The following is a 19,214-nucleotide window of genomic DNA, read 5'->3' on the forward strand; positions in this document are numbered from 1 at the left end:
CTCCATTGGTCAATGGTGACCCAAGCAAAGATGCGGAGTCATTAACACAGGATAGGCTACTTCCTTCTAAATAGCTCGTTATATCTTCGCCCCAGCGCTCAAGCCCGAAGCCACTACGCAGATTTCGGCGGGAGCAGATGGAGACGACTGTGAAACGTCAACACGAAACTCTAGCCCCCTCTCTTTCAGCGCTAGCTCGGTACAACCTTGAGCGCGCAGAACTAGCACAAACCAACTACGGAGGCAGACCAATTAAAAACATAAGTTCACGCGTACGATTCAAGAAGAATATGATAACGGATATATCTTCTAAATCACGTAGAGAGTTTCATTGCAAAACAGCCGTGGCAATAGATGCCTACTCAGCCTCCCCACAATAAAATACCAGCCAGTTGAACTCTCAATCTGGCTGGTACTTTAACCCCGAAACGATTTCTATTTAGTCGTTAGGGTTTTTATATTTAGTATAGAAACTGCTTCCACACATGCGCTGAATAAAGGTGTGCCCTGCTGTGGCTGCAGACACCGGCTTATCGGTGGCTACATAGATGAACCCCTGCTGAATATTGCCGGCGGTATCCAACGGAGTGGGTTTACCATTCTCCCAACGATTTACATCATAGTTCACACAATAACCAATAGTTTTAGCTGTTTTTTCTCTTTAACCACCATAATCTGATTGTATTTAAAATGGTAGCCTTGGTTTGCGGCATCTAATTCTCTTTTCGCATTATCATTGGTCGCAAATGGACGCGATAAACGATCCACTGCTGCTGCATATTCAGCATCTATTTTTCTGGTCACAAACTGCGTCTCTGTGGCGTTTGCTGTGGAGTACGTTACCCCTTGAGCAGTTTTCTCAATACTGTACTGCTCCCACGACTCCGACTCTTGAATAAAGGGCGTTGTACCCTCTAATAAGGTAGCGAACTGATTTAAAGCACTTAATAAAGAACTATCACCATTAGTACTACCGCAGCCCGAAACCAATAATACAGTGGGCAACGCCATTAATAGGATGCGTTTTTTCATTTTTCCCCCTAAATAGTGAGTTCAGTAGCATACAGCGCGCTGCGCGCCACGACATTAACAAAAGCAAGCGTTACGCCAATGTACAGAATTACCTGTTGTTTATGTCCGCAATTTCCACTATTCATTGCAACAACTAGTAAATAACTCGGCTTAGCCCTACCCACGCGCACATAAAAAAACGCCACCAAACTCAAAGAGTGGTGGCGCCTAAATTTCATTTCTTTCTCAAGAATGAAAAAACATGTCCGGTCATTATGTACTATTTGTTTTTCTTTTGAAACAAAAAACTACTCAAGTAACGAAAAATAATCAAAATTCGCTGTTTTAGTGTCAGCATCACTCCCCACTGCACTACACCAGCGACATCAATCTCTATTTTGCTCGTGCTCTTGCTGTGTTTCCCCAGTGTAGGGCCATATGCCTAACAAGTACACAACAAGCTGGGTAAGTGCCTATGAGAATCACATATTGAGATGCAAAAGCACAGACCGTAAATGCCTCTTTGCAGGATAATGCAGCATCCTCAACACTCGATTCGCATGCCGTATACTCACCCCACCTTCTTACTGACTTAGCCACTACAACTAAGTTCCCTAGAGTCTGACGATTTAGCGTTTATGCTTACACAACCGCCGGGCCAAAGCTCGCCCGATGCCGTTGCCATGGCCTACATTACCGCCTTTTATTCTGGTGATAGCAGAAGTATTAAAAAACTCTTGGAACCCAGTGTATTAGCCGAGATAGAGGCAGACTCCGACACACGGTTGGTATTTGTGGCGGTTGAAAATATCGGTAACTATGTGAGGAGCGGCGGTGGGTGGACGAAGTGGATGGCATCTACCAACTCTAACCACTTTAGCAGCACTTTTGATTCAACACTGGAAGAGGCTTATGCCATTACGTAACGTTTTTTATTTGCTATGCCTTAGTCTGCTGGCGGCTTGCTCTACGCCTAATCAACAAATACAGACGTATTTAGGCCCTTTTCCTGATTTCGATATGGAAGAGCTTAGCGATGTAGAAGACCAAGAGTTCGTGGCCTATTACGACGATGGCACACTTAAACAGCACACATGGATAGTGAACGGGTGCTTTGACAACATGCTGCACACCTACTACGAAAATGGCAAGCCTAAACTGGCTATCCCCATTACCAATTGCAAAGCAAACGGAGTGGTCAAAAGCTACCACCCTAATGGCAATCTAGACTATGAGCTCTATGTGGTGAATGGCGTTCCAGATGGGTCTTTTTTAATCTACCACAACTCCGACAGCAACTACGTCGCTAAGCGCGCCTCTGTTAAAAACGGCCATGTGGAAGGCTTAGTCGAGGAAATCAGTGATGATGGTGAAACGCTAAAACGCGGCGCCATTAGAAATGGCAAAGCCATGCCGTTTTAAACCCTCAAAATGGCATAACCCTTAACCACAAGGCCCGTCTGCAGTGACGGGCCTTTTGTGTTCAAACTTACTTTGCCAATAGGTTTGCCAGCATATACCCCGAGCCAGCCCCTGTTCCCGCACCGGGCCACGTCGACGCACCGCATAAATACAAACCTTTAACCGGCGTTTTGTATTTGGAATACCCTGCCACTGGGCGAAAAAAGAAGTTCTGATCCAAATGGTGGCTACCGGACAGATTATCACCCCCAATCAAGTTGGCATTAAAGTGTTCTAAGTCTTGCGGGGACATCACATGCATCGCCAAAATCTTACTACGAACACCTGGTGCGTAATGCGCTAACACATCTATCACCCGCTCAGCATAAGCCTCCTTCACCTCTGACCACTCTGCGGCGGGAATCGTCGCTAAAGCATCCCCTTTTATCAATGCAGGCAACACGCGAACCTGTACCCATAAGGTATGTTTGCCAGCGGGCGCACGCGATGGGTCCAACGCAGTTCCCTGCCCTACCACTAACACGGGCTCTGCCGGTAACAAACCCGCGGCGGCTTCAGCGTAGACTTTACTCATCATGGCCAAATCGGGTGCCAAATGCACGTAAGAGAAAGCCTGTAGCTCTGGCCCTGCCTTCCAGTCTGGCAACTCATCTAAGGCCAAATGAATCATCATCGTGCCTAAACCGGGACGAAAGGCATCCACTTTTTTCTGATACGCAGTAGGTACGGCTGGAGCAGCTACTAAACGCCCAAACACCAACTGTGGATTAAGGTTAGCAATCACCGCTTTAGCCGCTGTAAAACGTCGACCGTCTTCCAACACCACGCTACTGGCGCGCCCCTTATCTTGCTCTATGCTTTTGACTGGCGCATTCAGCAGCAGCTCTCCACCTAGCTCCTGCAGCACCCCCACCATGGCATGAATAATGGTGTCAGCACCACCTTGTCCTATCACCATGCCAAAGGCTTGGTTAGCCATAGACTCCAAATACGGAAATAACGCACCGCCCGCTGTATCTGGCGTGAAATCCACATGCAGCCCCCACGCTGCCATCATGGCTTTAAGCGAGTCGCTTTCAAAATGCCGATCTAAGAAGTCGCGCGGTGTGGCCAATAACAACTGCAACAACTCGGCCACGCCATCTTTACCCAATTCGCGCCAACTACGCCATACACTTTTTGCCAACGCGGTAGATGGCATGGGGCTGCCAAGTACAGAAAATAAGTGCGGGGCTTTACGCTGAAAGTCTTCCAGCATAGCCTGCCATGCGATGGCGTCTTTTTCCGACACACTACGTATGCGCGCTACGGTAGTTTCTACATCCGTACTAACGCCTAGGTAGCTGTGATCCCTAAAGATACTCGCAAAACAGTGCTGTGCTGGCACAAAGGCTAAGCCATGGCGTTCCAATGCCGCTTTATGGCGCTGATAAAACGCTGAACCCGCAAAAGACGACAAATTCATTGCACACACGTCGTGCTTAAAACCAGGCAACGTGAGTTCTTGCGTACTGACCGCACCGCCCGCTGAGCTTTTGGCCTCTATCACTCGCACTTTCCAACCTTTACTGGCCAGCTCTACTGCCGCGGCCAAACCATTGTGCCCCGCCCCAATCACAATGACGTCTGCTGTTGTCTCTGCTCCCATTGCCAACTCCTTTAGTTCTAAACTATTTTATAGTTTATTCTACAACTGAAATTTGTTTTGCAGAGGGCAATTCAAGACAACCACATTATTTTTTCTGGGCTGTAATCTCTCTACACGCCCAGTAAAGACGATACATACACGAGTACATCAATATGCTGTTTCTATATCCTCTTCCACACCCATCACCAAACACAGGTTTATCTATTGCTTATAATGTGAACACTATCTCTACACCCATTTCCCAAATAAGCTATGTTTAAAAAGAGCCTTCCTGTTTTTATCACCGGCCTAATACTCCATGCCTTTACTAGCGTAGCGTTGGCACAAGCTAGCTCGTATTCGCCAGAACAAGTAGAACAAATGCGTCAATTGGCTGAACAAGGGGAAAGTTTTGCGCAGTCGGCCTTGGGTGTGCTGTATATAGAAGGGGACTCTGTACCACAAAATTATGCTGAAGCGCATAAGTGGCTGGAGCGCGCCGCGCTACAAAACGAAGCGCTTGCTCAATTTCAATTAGGTGTGCTGCATTATCGAGGCCAAGGCGTGCCGCAAAATGATGCCGAAGCCTTACGATGGTTTGGTAAGTCGTGTGCGGCTGGGCTATCCGAGGGCTGCACCATGTATAGCAAAATTAAGCTGCCTTAACGCTATACAAACCGTATTGCCTTCACACTTTCTGTGTTGTACCTTGTCACCAAAAAACAAAGCATTCGTTAAAACATAGAGCAGTCCCTTTTACCCACAGGAGATTGAATATATGTCTGAACCTATTTTTCGTCGCGCACAAGAATCAGACGTAGAAGCAATTGTCGCCATCCTTGCCGATGACGTCTTGGGCCAAGAACGGGAAGACTCTCGATGGCCCCTGCCTACTAGCTATCTGCACGCTTTTCACGCGTTAGATGCTGACCCCAACCACTTTCTGGCCGTTGTAGAAATTGATGGCACTATTTGCGGCACGCTACAGATTTCTTTTATCCCCGGCCTGTCTTACCAAGGCGCGTGGCGCGGTGAAATCAACAGCATTCGGGTAGCACGTACCATACGCGGTAATAGCCTACTAGAAAGCATGATCACGTGGGCAATAGCCAAGTGCAAAGCCAGAAACTGCCGCTTTGCACAACTCACCTTTGATAAAAAACGGCCTGATAGTCACCGCTTTTATGTGCAGTTAGGATTTAGTGCCAACTACAGAGGCTACATGTTAGAACTCTAAGCACAACAGCATCATAAAAAAACAAAACCCGCAGCCCTTGTAGGAAGCGGGTTTGCTAGAAGCCTAGACGCTGTTGCTAGATTATGCGTTTATGCCGTTTTCTGCAGCAAGGCAGTGCCATCCAAGCTACTCGACTGAAACTTCGCTAAAGGCAACAACATGCGTTGGCTAGATTGCAAAAGCGTAGGCAAATCAAACTGCACGTAGTTCAGTTGATCGTAGGTTCGTAAATACATACGGCCCTGACGTAAATCAGTAAGCGATGTCCAGGTGGTGTACTCAGAACTGTATCCTGCAAAACCCATTACATCAGGTGCCATGGCATCGGCGCCTTTGTTCGCACTTTGCGGGTCAATCGTAATGCCACGCGGTCTATCAAAATTGTTCATGATATGTGCCAGCGTTGTCACTGCCGTGTTGGCGTCTTTAGCTTTTTCACTAAAGTGCGCGTAATACACTGCACGTACAAAACGCCCTACAGCCGTATTGGACGATGGCAAAGCAGCCGTTGCTATACCTGAATCAGGCTGCTGAAAGGTTTGCCCATTTAAGGTCAAGCTGGACTGATCAATATTAGACAAGAAGGTGTAATTACTGAGATTTGTTAGGTGCCATGGAAAGTCAGGGCCATTAGTCATTACACCTACTGGGTTGTCATAGACTTGCTGTTTGCCGTGCGCATACTCAATCACAATTGACGCACCCGTGGCATCGTGTACTGTGTAATGAAACGGTGTTTCAGCACCGCCCATTTGTTCAATGGCTGTCGTCAACACAGGCTGATTTGCCAATGCTTTTTTAACGTCAGCCACCGACTCAAACTGCGATAGCACCCAATTGCCTAAATCAATGGCCGCCAATACGGCTGTACTGTTATCCAGCGTATCGTCAGGACCTTTAGTGGTAGCAAACGCCAATAAACTAAAGGTTAAACCCTGGCTATTAATACCCTCTACGGTTTTAAGATCATCCACTGAGCCATTAGGAATACTAACGGATAAAAAACCAAACTTAGCCGTAAAAGACAAGGCTGCATGTTGATTGGCTTGCGATGAAAACGCTGTACCCTTGGGTTGATACACCACGATATAAGGCATATCAAAAGGAAGCTCTAACGTGCGCCCTGCATAGGGAGCTGCTTGCTGATCAAAATAGAGTAAAGAGGTGCACATAGTTAGAGTCCAAATAGCCTAAGAAATTGGGATAGCACTAAACAAAACACAACGCTTTTTAGTGTGCGTTGCGTTGTCATGAGCATAACCCAAATGCCTTATCACCACTATTTATTCACGTAGAGATTAACCAAAATTACCGGTTTACGGCTTTAACGTGATTGCCCCGATAAACACACCAATTTTGCTAATGCTTTTGCTGATTCTATTCTCTCTGGCTGATACCCCTGCACCTGACTTGTCACGATTAACCCCTCACCAATTAAATACAATTGCTCCCCCAGCTCTGTAGGCTGTTTTAACGTCGCCTGTTGGCACAAACTTTGCACATAGAGCAATACTTCTTGTTTATGGCTGGCAGCCTGTTGATGTGGTGCCATTTCTGCCGCTGCAAACTCTGCTGCGGCATTAATAAACGCACAACCAAAAAAGCCTTCTTCTTGCGTCCAGCTAGCAATGAAATCTATATACGCCATGGGTCTTTGGGCCGTAGGGGCCTGCTCTACAAAACGGCGCATTTTGTCCATAAACCAATCATGGCGCAAGGCTAAAGCAGCCTCTATTAGCAAGTCTTTGCTGGCGTAATGCCTATACAGTGTTTTCTTGGTCACCCCAGCTTCGCGGCTAAGCAGCTCTACTCCGGTGGCGTGAAAACCGTGGCGATAGAAAAGTGTTAGTGAGGTTGATGCAATGTGTTGTGCAGTAGTCATGACAGCAAGTATACCGATCGGTTGACACAAAGATACTGATCAGTATACTAACTCAATCCCATACAACCTGCCTATCTAAAAAGAGTCTTAGTCATGCCCCTACGTCGCCTATTGATTTCTAACGCTCCCCCTGCACCGCCATTGCGGTTCATTGTTATCTCATCTGTAGGAGCGGCCATAGCCATTGCTATCACTGGTTGGTTTAGTGTGCTGTCTGGCACACCATGGTTAATGGCCCCTTTTGGTGCCAGTTGTGTACTGGCCTTTGGCCTACCGGACTCCCCGTTAGCTCAGCCTCGCGCTATTGTTGGCGGCCACCTAGTTGCTACCGCTGTGGGCTTACTCGTGCTATTTTTGTTTGGTGATGGCTGGTTAGCCGCTGCGTGCAGCGTGGGCTTGGCATTAGCTGCCATGCAAATCACTCGAACTGTTCATGCCCCTGCTGGCGCAGACCCTCTAATTGTGATTGCCGCCCACACTTCCATAGGCTATTTGGTATCGCCCGTATTGTTAGGCTCATTAGCCATTGTGCTGATTGCCTACCTTGTGAATAATGCCAGAAATGCAGGTAGTTACCCAAAATACTGGCTCTGATGCCCCTCTATTTCAAACTCAAGACCTGTCATCATTCGCAAATCGTTACTCCCTGTTGAAGATGCTTTCTTGACAAGGTATCCCCCTACCCATAACAATCAATTAGTTTATTGAATCAGCACCAACCCAGCATCTAGCCCCCGTATAGGAAAGCACACTTGGGCAGCCTTCCTTACACCGGCATCTGGCACGTATACATTTTATGCATCACGCACAGTGCAGGCGCTACCTAGCCCTGTGCGTGACTGTCATCCACTGCTACTAGGCATACAGCGATAAGGCTTAACGCATGTTCACGAAAACCATGCATCAGCAAGTGTTTCTGCTTGCTAGCGCTCAGGCGCTCTTTCAAATCGTTTATGTGGCCGTGATGACTATAGGTGCACTGGCTGGCGCTGCCATTTCCGGCTCTGCCCGCTGGGCCACACTGCCTATTGCCAGCATGTTCCTAGGTACCGCTGTGATGATGTTTCCGGCGTCGCTATGGATGGCTAAAGTAGGCCGACGTGCAGGGTTTTTGCTCGGTGCAGTGTTAGGTACCGTGGGCGGCCTTATTGCCAGCCTAGGGATTGCACAAAACTCCTTAACTATCTTAGGCGCAGGGACCTTCCTGATTGGGTGCTATCAAGCTTTTGCCCAGTTTTATCGGTTTGCAGCAAGTGAGATAGCCGATAGCACGTTCAGACCCAGAGCCATTTCACTCGTATTAGCTGGGGGCGTCGCCGCAGCGCTTATTGGGCCCGCATTAGCACAGCTAGGTGGCCCACTCATGCACCCCCAGTACTTAGGCTCATTTCTGATTATTGCCATGCTGTGCTTAGTGTCCATAGGCGTGCTACAGGGTTTTCATGTGCCACCGGTGTATGCCGCTGTTACCGACAAAGACACACCCGCACGTCCATGGCTGGCTATTGTTACGCAGCCTACGTATTTGGTGGCACTATTTGGCGGTGCAACGAGCTACGGCATCATGATCTTAGCGATGACGGCCACCCCCTTAGCGATGCTACTGCACAGCCACGAACTGGGTACTGCCGCTGCCGTCATTCAGTTGCACGTTCTGGCCATGTTCTTACCTTCATTTTTTACCGGATCGCTAATCTCTCAATTTGGTGTGTTACGCGTCATGCTCATGGGGGCCTTACTGTTTGTTGGGCATATTTTGCTGACACTTACCGGCACCAGTTTACTGTCATTTATGAGTTCGTTAATTTCGCTGGGTATAGGCTGGAATTTTATGTATATAGGGGGGACTACACTGCTCACCAGCACCTACAGCCCCTTAGAGAAATCGCGCGCCCAAGCCACCAACGACATGGTCATTTTTATTGTCGGTGTGCTCTGTTCTTTTAGTGCTGGGTGGCTGCTAGAGGTAATAGGCTGGAGCCTCATGAATCTCATACTGCTACCGTGGTTAGCGCTTTCTGTGTTGTCATTGTTTTGGCTGCAACGTCGCACCACACCCATAAAGTAATCGTGTCATACTGAAACTGTTTGATCACTACATCAGTATTCTATGGTTACCGTCCTCCCCCTAGAGACACAGCAGTGGATGCAACACAAAACACTGCGATTACGTGCTTTGCTCGATTCTCCCGATGCCTTTGGTAGTACCTACGACGCCGAATGCATACAGTCTGATAACCAGTGGGAGCAGCGCATTGCCACCGCCTTATCCCAACCACGAAACAAAGCGTTTATTGCCTACCACGACCATCAGCCCTGTGGCTTAGTGTGGTGCCAACTAACCATGGACAATGCCACCACCGCCGAGCTGTTTCAGATGTGGGTGGCTCCCGAGCAGCGCGGCTTAGGCGCAGGAAAACACCTGCTGAACGCCGCCATACAATGGCTACAAACAGTGGTGGTGCAGCGCATACAGTTAGGGGTTACACAAACCAATACGGCTGCCATACAGTTATACCAACGCTATGGCTTTAGCGCTGTGGGTGAGCCCACAGCCTTACGCGAGGGCTCACCTTTGCTATCGCAAACCATGCAGCTCACTTTGGCTCCATAAATCTTGTTCTAATCTCCACACTCTCTACATGTGATGGCATTAGCATTGATTATCCCTACGATTTATCTTTATCTCTGCTATGTCCAGCCCTACTCAATCGCACGTCAGCTCTACCCTACCTTGCCTTGACTACACACCACTACAAGCCGAGTTTCAGCCTGTAGTGGATGAAGTTAGCCACGCCGTAGCGCGCATCGTGGGTGATAATCTGGATAGCCTTTACCTCTATGGCAGTGTGGCCAAGGGCATGGCAAAAGTTGGGGTTTCAGACGTAGATATCTGCTTAATCACCACCCATCCCTTATCAGCAGCACAAAACGAACAACTTGCTACCTTGTGCGAAAACACGGCAGCGCGCCATTTCAGCGTGAGCAAAATAGACATTGACTGCGGTACACGCGAACAAGTGCTAGCAACGCAAAACCACTATAGCTGGGGGTACTGGATTAAGCACCATTGCCGCTGTATTCAAGGCGAGGATTTAGCCCAACACTTCCAACCCTTCGCCCCCTCGCGTGACATTGCGCTGGCCGTGAACGGTGATTACCACGGTGTGCTTCAAGGCTACCTACTGCGGCTACAAGAAACCGCATCAGAACATCATCTGCGACGCCTGCAAAAAGAAGCGTCTAGAAAGCTGATTCGTGCGACAAACATCTTGCGTCCAGCCTCATCCACATACTGGCCTGCCACATTGGCCGAGCACGTAAGCTTTGCTGCTCAGCACTCACCTGGCTCTGTTGAGTTTTTACCGTTCTTCTTACTGCAAGCCCATACCCCCACGGCACCAATACCCGAGTTCTGCGAACGTTTGCAACAGGCACTGCAATGGATGCAGCAACAGGGTGATTACTAGGGTGACAAGCAGGTTCGCCCACGGTACAACGTAGCCTTTCCCTTTTGACGGCTTATGAGCTTTTTATGCAGCTAAACGCTATTCCCTTTGGCCTTACTGACTGGTCAACGATTACCCCCACCGAACACCCCGGTATACAAGGTGTTGCCTACTGGCGTACCTGCCATTTTGGCGATATACGTGTGCGTATGGTCGAGTATTCAGCCGGCTATTTAGCCGACCACTGGTGCAGCAAAGGCCATATTCTGCTGTGTTTAGAAGGCAGTTTAGACACCGAACTAGACGATGGCCGTCGTTTTACACTCACACCTGGCATCAGCTATCAGGTGGCAGACAATGCGGAAGCTCACCGATCAAGCACCCAAACTGGTGCTAAACTTTTCATCGTAGACTGACAACTAGTCATAAGGCGCTACACTATCTGCACCTCTTGTTGCCAGACAGTTGCCATGCGCCTTAATCTTTTTCTAAAGCTCTTTTTAGCCATACTCGCAACCAGCATCTTATTGATTGTTGCCATGGGTGGCGCTATACGCTGGAGTTTTGACCGCGGTTTTGTGGACTACCGACTAGAGCGCGAACAGCAACGTGTAGAGTCCTTAGCATCGTTCTTATTAGATGAGTATGAGCAGCAAGGAAATTGGTCTTTCATCGAAGGCAGCCGATCTAGATGGTGGCGCGCATTACGCGCCACCAGCGAAGACTCCCCCACCCATGGAAACCCCGGCCATGGTGGCTCCTCGGGGCATGGCCCCGGCCCCGGTGTTATGCCTCTTATTGCCTTAGTAGGGCCAAACAACACCCTAATCGCCGGTTCGTTAAGCCGACAATCGCCCAACTGGCTACGCCGTGAACTGCTACAAAACGGCACGCTAATTGGCACCCTACTCTATGCACCTCCACCACCCGATGCGGGTGTGTTAACCAGCACAGCAGAGCAACGCTTTCAACAGCAGCAACTGCAAGCCACATGGTCTATTGCTGGGCTGAGCGTGTTGCTCGCAGCCTTGGTCAGTTACCTGCTTGCCCGCCTACTGCTAGTCCCCATACAACGTATGGGGCGTGCCACCCGACAAGTTGCCGCCGGCGACTATAGCGTACGTATTCCCATACACAGCCAAGACGAGCTGGGGCAGCTAGCGCAGGACTTCAATGCGATGGCGCAATCCTTAGCCGCCACTGAAAAACTACGCCTAGCCTTGGTGGCAGATATTTCGCACGAGTTGCGTACCCCCCTTGCTATTTTGCAAGGTGAAATAGAAGCCTTGCTAGATGGCCTACGCCAACCCACACCAGAAACGCTGCAGTCGCTTAAACAAGAAGTGGTGCAGCTAAACCAGTTGATTAACGACTTGCATATGCTGTCACTGGCAGACTCCGGTGCCCTAGAATTTGAGCTGCGCCCCAACACTGACCTACGTGCTATTTTGCAGCGCTGCTATGACGCGTACAAACCTCGTCTAGAAGCCAAAGGGTTACGTCTGAGCATGGATGTACCGCAGCTTCCTACCTTACAAGCCGACAGCACACGCTTAAATCAGTTATTTAGCAATGTATTGGAAAACTCCCTGCGCTATACCCATGCGCCGGGTGAGGTACATCTGCACGCCCACGCCCAAACCGATGGCTTGCACATTTTCATTGATGACTCAGCCCCCGGTGTAGCGTCTGAGCATCTGCCTCGCCTGTGTGAGCGCCTGTACCGGGTAGACCCCTCCCGCAGTCGTGCTTTGGGGGGCTCTGGCTTAGGACTGGCCCTATGCGAACGCATCGCCCATGCTCATGGCGGCCATATTCACGCGCACCACTCACCCTTAGGTGGCGTGCGCATTCACGTTGTGCTTCCGTTAACACACACATCATGACCTCTACTGCACGCATTTTGATCGTTGAAGATGAACCCAAGCTGGTAGAACTGCTCACGCTGTACTTAGAAGCAGCGGGCTATGCTTGCCATGCCGTGTACGATGGCAATCACGTAGACGAAGCACTCACCTCTTTCAAGCCTGACCTCATGCTGTTAGATCTCATGTTACCGGGTAAAGATGGGCTCACTATTTGCAAAGAACTGCGCCAACACAGCCAATTACCGGTCATTATGGTGACGGCTAAGGTCGAAGAGATAGACCGCCTGCTGGGCTTGGAATTAGGCGCTGACGATTATCTGTGCAAACCCTACAGCCCACGTGAAGTGGTCGCTCGTGTTAAAGCGGTACTGCGACGCTATCAACCGCAAGCCCCCGCTGCCGCTTCAACAACATCGGGCGTACACATCGATGAAACACGGTTTCTCGCCCAGCTAGATGGCGTCACCTTAGACCTCACCCCGGTTGAGTTCCGATTGTTTGCCTTAATGACCCATTCGCCCGGACAAGTATTTAGTCGCGATCAGTTGCTAACCCTTATTTACGACGATCACCGTATTGTGACTGACCGTACCGTAGACAGCCACATCAAGAACTTACGCAAGAAACTAGAGGCCGTACGCCCCGAGCAAGAAGTCATACGTTCTATCTATGGTGTGGGCTACAAGTTTGAAGAAGGCAGCGTCTAAGCTTCACATTTTCTCCATATTTTTTGCCAATTTGCTGCACAGTGTAGTCCTACTATGTAGTCATCAGCTCAACGCTTAACGCAAAAGGAGATTCACCATGCTGAAACTACGTACTTCCCTCTTGGCTGCCACTGTTGCCGTAGCGGCTGTGTTTTCCCCTCTGTCTCAAGCGGTAGAAAGCACACCTCCAACCTCTAGCGCTATCCAAGTATCGGGTAACCATGGCCCTAACGCTAACATGTCGCACTTTCGCGATTTGAACCTGACACAAGCACAACAAGACCAGTTGTTTGAGCTACGTCACCAGCAAGAGCCTGAAATGCGACGTCTGCATAATGTAGTACGCGATGCACGCAATGAACTGCGCGACACCTCAAATGCAGCCACCTTTGATGAAGCCAAAGCAAAGGCCAGCAGTGAAAAACTGGCCAAAGCCGAAGCCGATCTAAGCTTGCAACGCACTAGACTACATGCACAGCGCATGGCGGTGCTTACCCCTGAACAACGCGAACAGGTACAGCAACACCAAGCGGCTAACCGCGATCACAACCGAGGCGATAGACACGGTAGTCGTGGTGACCGACGTGACCACCGCGGTAACAACATGGGTAATCACAACAACGGCCCACGCCACGGCGGCGGTCAGCAACACGGCAACTGCCTATAACTAAGGCAGTAGGTTTGGACGGCAGCACACTACACGCTGTCCAAACCAATATCTAACACACGCACACTGTGTGTTAACCAACCCATCGCAATTTGGTTTACCCCAGTTTTCGCTACTTCTACGGCGCTTTCTGGGGTAATGCTGCCAGAGGCCTCACTGATTGCACGTCCCCCTATACGTTGCACAGCTTCGGTTAGCATGGGTACGGACATGTTATCCAGAAGTAGCATGTCCACCCCGCACGCTAGTGCTTCGTCCAATTGCTCTAAGGTATCCACTTCTAATTCAATTTTGACCAAATAACCCGCGTTTTCCTTAGCCCGTGTTAAGGCAGCACGTACGCCCCCGGCTATGGCCACATGGTTATCTTTAATCAAAATGGCATCATCCAAACCAAAGCGGTGATTGCTGCCGCCTCCTACTCGCACCGCATATTTTTGCAGCATGCGCATACCCGGCATGGTTTTACGGGTGCAACTTACCTTCGTCCCATACGGCGCAATCGCCCGCGCAATAGGCCTAGTTGCCGACGCAATACCGCTTAAATGCCCAAGAAAATTCAGTGCAGTACGCTCTGCTGCTAATAAGGCCTGTGCATCACCCTGTAAGGTAGCAATAACAGTGCCGGGTAAGAGATCTGCCCCATCTTGCTGCAATACCTCGATATTGCACGCATTATCCATCAGCATAAACGCCAGCTTTGCTACATCCATGCCTGCTAGCACCCCTGCCTCACGCGCCACCAACTGTAGCCGTGCCGTGGTACCCGCCGGAACCACAGCCTGACTCGTAATATCGCCGCCACGTCCTAAATCTTCTGCTAACGCTGCTCGCACTACCGGCTCTAGCATCACCTGTGGCAAAGCGTAGTGAGTGGCCATCCTGGTTTCTCCTTCGTTTATTATGCTCATAATGAGTATTTATAGTGGTAAATAAAGCGCCTGTAAAGGCGCTGTGATGGAACTCAGTATAGTGTGTGCTGGCCTACCCCGCAATGCTTACTATAGCTGGCGTTGTACTGTTGGCAGTGCCGTAATGACATCCTCAGGCACCAACCCCACACCGTGGCAGTGTGCCGCTTCACCATGCCACCATACTGCTGCACAGGCCGCTTCAAAAGCGGGCATCCCTTGCGCTAACAATCCACAAATCATGCCCGCCAATACATCACCACTACCGCCAGTAGCCAAATAAGCGGGCGCGTTGGCATTAATGGCCACTCGCCCATCGGCTGCTGCAATGACTGTATCGGCCCCTTTAAGCACCACCACTGCCCCCAATTGTTTGGCGGCACTCACTACATCCTGTAGTTTGTCGTCGCTGCGCGTAAAGAGTCTAGCGAACTCCCCTTCATGCGGCGTCAACACACACGGTGCCGCAATATGCTGCGCCAATAGCTCAGCCTGATCTTTGAAAACCGTTATGGCATCCGCGTCTAACACTACTGATTTCTTTGCGGCTAAGGCGTGCAGCACCAACTGCTGACTGTGCTGCGTTACGCCTAAGCCCGGTCCCAGCAACCATGCATTTTCACGCTCGTCATGGAACATAGATGACCACTGTTCTAGCAGAACCTTTTGCACCATGATGCTACTTGGTAACGCCGTAGCATACACCTGCCATGCGTCTTGTGAGGCCAACACACTGGTTAGCCCGGCCCCCACTCGCTGGGCTGCCATAGCAGCCAACCTAGCGGCACCAGTTAACTGATCACCACCCACTACACACGCATGACCGCGATGGTATTTATGCCCTGTCATCGTAGGGCTAGGCAATTGTTCTGCCCATAATGCTGGTGTGTTGACGTTTGCCACCCTCCCCACTGTATCCCTAAACGCGTTATCGCTTGCTAAGCGCTGCCATAAGCGCAACGGAAAAGGCAACGGCAAGACCTGTACTTCACCAGCGTGTTCACGACCAGGCAACAAATAATGCCCCGGCTTTGCACTTAAAAATGCCAAGGTCAGATCGGCGGTAAACGCAGGCCCTAGTACAGCACCTGTAGCCCCATTCACACCAGAAGGAATATCTAAGGCACACACAGGAACACCAGCTTTCTGTATCTGTGCGACCCATGCTTGCACCGTAGGGCTTAAGGCGGCATTCAGCCCTGTACCAAACAATGCATCCACAACCACTTCATGCGGTTGTACATCACACACATCACTGGCTTGTACTGGTTCTGGCCACAAGCTGGCTGCCCATTGCACTTGTGCATTCGCACTTTCTACCGAGCTAGGCGTGCACACGCGCACAGCATGGCCTAAGTTACGTAAATGTTGAGCGGCTATCCAGCCATCTGCACCGTTATTACCCGGCCCGCACAGCACCACGATAGCATTGTCGGGCCAGCGTGCATGTATGGCCTGTGCTGCATGAGTACCCGCCACATACACCAACGATTGCAACGACACCCCAACCTCAACGGCGGCGGCATCCAATACGGCTATCTGACGTGGGCTAAAAAGTGGCTGTACTGTTTGCATGGCACTATCCTTAAGACTAACGAGCCTGACGTGCCAGCGGCAGTTTAGTCCCTGCAATCGCTCGCTCTAACACTACATCGCCTTTAAACCTAAATAGCTTCGCAGGCCTACCGGCCCCGCTAGATACTAAGCCACCGGCTTCTTCTACTAGATTTTGTTGTTCCATTAAGCGGCGGAAGTTTTGTTTATGTAGACCCCGCCCTGCCAATGCTTCTACGGCTTGCTGCAACTGCAACAACGAAAACTCAGGTGGCATCAGTTCAAACACCACGGGGCGATATTTGATTTTTGCACGCAACCTAGCAGCCCCCGTCGCCAAAATTCGTCGGTGATCGTAGTGCATAGGCAAGCCCAACTTACCTTCATCGCCGGGGTGATCATCACGACTATCGCGCTGTGCTTCAGGTACTAACTTGGCCTCAAACAACAGCTCGTAGCGCTGCAAGACCATATCTTCGTTCCACGCTGCGCCTTCTAAACCAAAGGCATAACACACGCGTTGCCAGCGTTCTGGCTGTAACGTCGAGTCTTCTGCTGCCCACGCTTGTAATTTAGGGTAAATATAGTCATGTATCAGTGCTGGCTCGCCTTGACGCCAATCTTCCCATGGGAAGTAACGGTACCAGTCTTGCCAACTCACGCCCGCATCTTTAGGGGTATCACCTTCGCGTGTTAACCCCAAGTAACTCACCGAGATAATACGCTCACCCGCTGCAGAAAACCGGCTGCGATCAGCAAAGGTGTAGAGCTGTTCTACATAACCTATAGGGTGATGAGTCTGCGTTTCTACCCAGGCTCGCAAGCCCATTTGTAGTGAATGGTGGGTATTTTCCAAAGGCCCCGCTGGCAAGCAGCGTCCTTGGCTAGTGGTTAATACTCGCGGTTGGCCTTGATTCACGGCAACCAATACCGCTACCAATTCTGTTCGCACCAAAATATCAGAATGACTCAAATTCACACAAACCTGTCAATGATGGATGGATCACGCTTAGGATTATAGCCGTAAGCCCCTCGCTATACTGACAGAAGAAACTATTACTCTTTATGACCATACCTAAAGTTTTCAGGCAATCAACCGTTAAGGAGTACCCTATTCTAAAATCTGTTGTGACAAGGTTTAGCCGTGCGCAAGAACTACCCCATTACCGAGGTAGAAACCAAGGTACACCCCAACCAGTATCTGATTTCTAAAACGGATCTTAAAGGCCGCATTACGTATGCGAACTCTGCCTTTGTGGACATTAGCGGTTTCACTCGTACTGAGCTGTTAGGTAAAGCGCACAACATTGTGCGCCACCCTCATATGCCACCTGCGGGCTTTCAAGACTTGTGGGATACCTTACAGGCCAACAAACCGTGGTTGGGGCTAGTAAAAAACCGCCGTCAAGACGGTGGGTTTTACTGGGTTCAAGCCTTAGTATCACCCATATTTGAAAATGGCCACGTCACAGGCTACGCCTCGGTACGCGTGCGCCCCTCGGACGCACAAGTGGCAGAGGCCGAACACTTTTACGAACAGATTACTAATAATGAGGTAAGCGGCTACATCCTTAAAGCCGGCCGCATTGTACCCACAGGCTGGCGGCGTGTGCTGCAATGGGCTCGCTGGCCCTTTAATCGTTCACTACGCGCCAGCATGTTTAGGTTAGCCATGTTGGCCACCGCCATTACTGGCACCATTAGCGTCGCTGCCTTTAACCAAGGGATTCCCGAAGGCTACCAGTTAGCCGCTGGCTTATTTCTGGGCGTAGGCTTTTCTGCCTTCATGGCCTATGGCTGGCACATTAGCCAACGCTTCAATAAAGCGCTTAAAAGTGCCTCGCAAATTACCCAACAAATTGCAGCGGGTAATTTGGATTTGCACATTACTGATGCTGAAGATGCCAAAGCGCAAAATCACGAAACCGGCGAACTGAACTTCTGCCTAGAGATCATGCGTAAAAGTTTGATTGCAATTGCAGCGGACACCCACCGCGGCGTATTGGCTTCTATTGAAGTCGCTAAAGAGCTAGATCACGACAACCGACTACTGTCTGAACGTACGGCACATCAAGCAGACTCTTTGCAAAAAACAGCAGCCAGCATGGAAGAGCTTACCGTTACGGTAAAACAAAACGCCGACAACGCCGTGCGAGCCAGCGAGCTTGCTAATAACAGCATGCAAACCGCCAAACGAGGCGGCACTGCCGTGGCCGAACTGACCGAAACCATGCAGGGTATTCACAGTAGCGCCAACCAGATCAGCGAGATCGTCAGCCTCATTGAAGGCATTGCCTTTCAAACCAATATTCTGGCGCTTAACGCCGCCGTAGAATCAGCTCGCGCAGGCGAGGCAGGCCGAGGTTTTGCTGTCGTAGCTGGCGAGGTACGCAGCCTTGCACAGCGCAGCTCTAAAGCAGCAGGTGAAATCAAACTGCTGATTAACGAATCCGTTACCCTGATGAATGAAGGCGTGCAAAAAGCCGATCACGCAGCACAAACCATGCACGACATTGAAGAGTCCGTACAACGAGTAAGCGATATCATCAACGAAATTTCTTACGCCTCTGAAGAGCAATCCATAGGCTTGCAACAGATCAACCAAGCGGTTTCGCACATGGATGAAGTCACCCGTCAAAACGGTTTCTTGGTCGATGACCTAGGCCGCACCACGCAGCAACTAAGCCATCAAGCCAGTGAACTAGACGAATCCATACGCGTACTGAATACCGAGGCCACCCGCCAAACACCGGCTATTGAGCATTCGTCACGCGCACGCTTGCAATAAATATGTAACAGAGAAAACTCGCAAAAACCGGCTCTCATGCCCTATACATGCCTGCCCTATCACGGAGCAGGCATCTTTTTATACTCCTCTG

Annotated in this window: 20 protein-coding genes; 13 read left to right on the plus strand and 7 right to left on the minus strand. The window is 50.1% G+C overall.

Translation table 11 applies throughout. The features are described from left to right. Positions 1–624 precede the first annotated feature (624 nt). Positions 625–1,032 carry a hypothetical protein gene (locus GY634_RS08760; RefSeq protein ID WP_207625557.1) on the minus strand — a complete coding sequence of 136 codons (408 nt, stop codon included), beginning with the start codon at positions 1,030–1,032 and terminating at the stop codon, positions 625–627. A 617-nt stretch (positions 1,033–1,649) separates the two neighbouring features. Here GY634_RS08760 and GY634_RS08765 point away from each other — a divergent pair. Further along, positions 1,650–1,937: a hypothetical protein gene (locus tag GY634_RS08765; protein ID WP_166408169.1), complete on the plus strand. Its 288-nt coding sequence runs from the start codon at positions 1,650–1,652 to the stop codon at positions 1,935–1,937. Continuing rightward, positions 1,924–2,433: a toxin-antitoxin system YwqK family antitoxin gene (locus GY634_RS08770; protein ID WP_166408170.1), complete on the plus strand. Its 510-nt coding sequence runs from the start codon at positions 1,924–1,926 to the stop codon at positions 2,431–2,433. The genes GY634_RS08765 and GY634_RS08770 overlap by 14 nt, the downstream gene beginning before the upstream one ends. Before the next feature lie 67 nt (positions 2,434–2,500). Here the strand turns inward: GY634_RS08770 and GY634_RS08775 are convergent, their stop codons facing one another. Continuing rightward, on the minus strand, positions 2,501–4,081 hold the full coding sequence (locus GY634_RS08775; protein ID WP_166408171.1) for a phytoene desaturase family protein: 1,581 nt from the start codon (positions 4,079–4,081) through the stop codon (positions 2,501–2,503). Between the two features lie 252 nt (positions 4,082–4,333). Between GY634_RS08775 and GY634_RS08780 the strand changes: the two genes are divergently transcribed. After that, on the plus strand, positions 4,334–4,726 hold the full coding sequence (locus tag GY634_RS08780) for a tetratricopeptide repeat protein (protein WP_166408172.1): 393 nt from the start codon (positions 4,334–4,336) through the stop codon (positions 4,724–4,726). A gap of 112 nt (positions 4,727–4,838) precedes the next feature. Further along, positions 4,839–5,297 carry a GNAT family N-acetyltransferase gene (locus GY634_RS08785; protein WP_166408173.1) on the plus strand — a complete coding sequence of 153 codons (459 nt, stop codon included), beginning with the start codon at positions 4,839–4,841 and terminating at the stop codon, positions 5,295–5,297. 89 nt (positions 5,298–5,386) lie between these two features. Here GY634_RS08785 and GY634_RS08790 read toward each other — a convergent pair whose 3' ends face one another. Next, complete coding sequence (locus GY634_RS08790; RefSeq protein WP_166408174.1) at positions 5,387–6,469, minus strand: linear amide C-N hydrolase; 1,083 nt, start codon at positions 6,467–6,469, stop codon at positions 5,387–5,389. Positions 6,470–6,621: 152 nt separating this feature from the next. Then, on the minus strand, positions 6,622–7,179 hold the full coding sequence (locus tag GY634_RS08795) for a TetR/AcrR family transcriptional regulator (protein WP_166408175.1): 558 nt from the start codon (positions 7,177–7,179) through the stop codon (positions 6,622–6,624). 93 nt (positions 7,180–7,272) lie between these two features. Between GY634_RS08795 and GY634_RS08800 the strand changes: the two genes are divergently transcribed. From GY634_RS08800 to GY634_RS08835, 8 genes are all read left to right on the plus strand, one after another. After that, entirely contained in the window at positions 7,273–7,773 is a 501-nt protein-coding gene (locus GY634_RS08800; protein WP_166408176.1) for an HPP family protein, read from the plus strand. A 289-nt stretch (positions 7,774–8,062) separates the two neighbouring features. Then, positions 8,063–9,247: an MFS transporter gene (locus tag GY634_RS08805; protein ID WP_166408177.1), complete on the plus strand. Its 1,185-nt coding sequence runs from the start codon at positions 8,063–8,065 to the stop codon at positions 9,245–9,247. A gap of 42 nt (positions 9,248–9,289) precedes the next feature. Further along, complete coding sequence (locus GY634_RS08810; RefSeq protein ID WP_166408178.1) at positions 9,290–9,793, plus strand: GNAT family N-acetyltransferase; 504 nt, start codon at positions 9,290–9,292, stop codon at positions 9,791–9,793. 79 nt (positions 9,794–9,872) lie between these two features. After that, entirely contained in the window at positions 9,873–10,649 is a 777-nt protein-coding gene (locus tag GY634_RS08815; protein ID WP_166408179.1) for a nucleotidyltransferase domain-containing protein, read from the plus strand. A 65-nt stretch (positions 10,650–10,714) separates the two neighbouring features. Then, positions 10,715–11,044, plus strand: coding sequence for a DHCW motif cupin fold protein (locus tag GY634_RS08820; protein WP_166408180.1), 330 nt, complete (start codon positions 10,715–10,717; stop codon positions 11,042–11,044). Positions 11,045–11,098: 54 nt separating this feature from the next. After that, positions 11,099–12,514: an ATP-binding protein gene (locus GY634_RS08825; protein ID WP_166408181.1), complete on the plus strand. Its 1,416-nt coding sequence runs from the start codon at positions 11,099–11,101 to the stop codon at positions 12,512–12,514. Next, positions 12,511–13,203: a response regulator gene (locus GY634_RS08830; RefSeq protein ID WP_166408182.1), complete on the plus strand. Its 693-nt coding sequence runs from the start codon at positions 12,511–12,513 to the stop codon at positions 13,201–13,203. The genes GY634_RS08825 and GY634_RS08830 overlap by 4 nt, the downstream gene beginning before the upstream one ends. A 97-nt stretch (positions 13,204–13,300) precedes the next feature. Continuing rightward, positions 13,301–13,870 carry a Spy/CpxP family protein refolding chaperone gene (locus GY634_RS08835; protein WP_166408183.1) on the plus strand — a complete coding sequence of 190 codons (570 nt, stop codon included), beginning with the start codon at positions 13,301–13,303 and terminating at the stop codon, positions 13,868–13,870. Between the two features lie 29 nt (positions 13,871–13,899). On the opposite strand, the gene nadC is transcribed toward GY634_RS08835, so the two are convergent. The 3 genes from nadC to GY634_RS08850 form a co-directional block, all read right to left on the minus strand. Then, entirely contained in the window at positions 13,900–14,781 is an 882-nt protein-coding gene (gene nadC / locus GY634_RS08840) for a carboxylating nicotinate-nucleotide diphosphorylase (protein WP_423227295.1), read from the minus strand. 90 nt (positions 14,782–14,871) lie between these two features. Next, positions 14,872–16,356 (minus strand): NAD(P)H-hydrate dehydratase, encoded by a 1,485-nt coding sequence (locus tag GY634_RS08845; RefSeq protein ID WP_166408185.1) that lies wholly within the window; start codon positions 16,354–16,356, stop codon positions 14,872–14,874. A 16-nt stretch (positions 16,357–16,372) separates the two neighbouring features. Beyond that, complete coding sequence (locus GY634_RS08850; RefSeq protein WP_207625558.1) at positions 16,373–17,308, minus strand: NUDIX hydrolase; 936 nt, start codon at positions 17,306–17,308, stop codon at positions 16,373–16,375. A 171-nt stretch (positions 17,309–17,479) separates the two neighbouring features. Here GY634_RS08850 and GY634_RS08855 point away from each other — a divergent pair, with 171 nt between their 5' ends. Then, positions 17,480–19,123 (plus strand): methyl-accepting chemotaxis protein, encoded by a 1,644-nt coding sequence (locus GY634_RS08855; RefSeq protein WP_166408187.1) that lies wholly within the window; start codon positions 17,480–17,482, stop codon positions 19,121–19,123. The last annotated feature ends 91 nt before the right edge of the window (positions 19,124–19,214 follow it).

Source organism: Paenalcaligenes suwonensis, assembly GCF_011290505.1.
GTDB classification, from domain to species: Bacteria; Pseudomonadota; Gammaproteobacteria; order Burkholderiales; family Burkholderiaceae_B; genus Paenalcaligenes; species Paenalcaligenes suwonensis.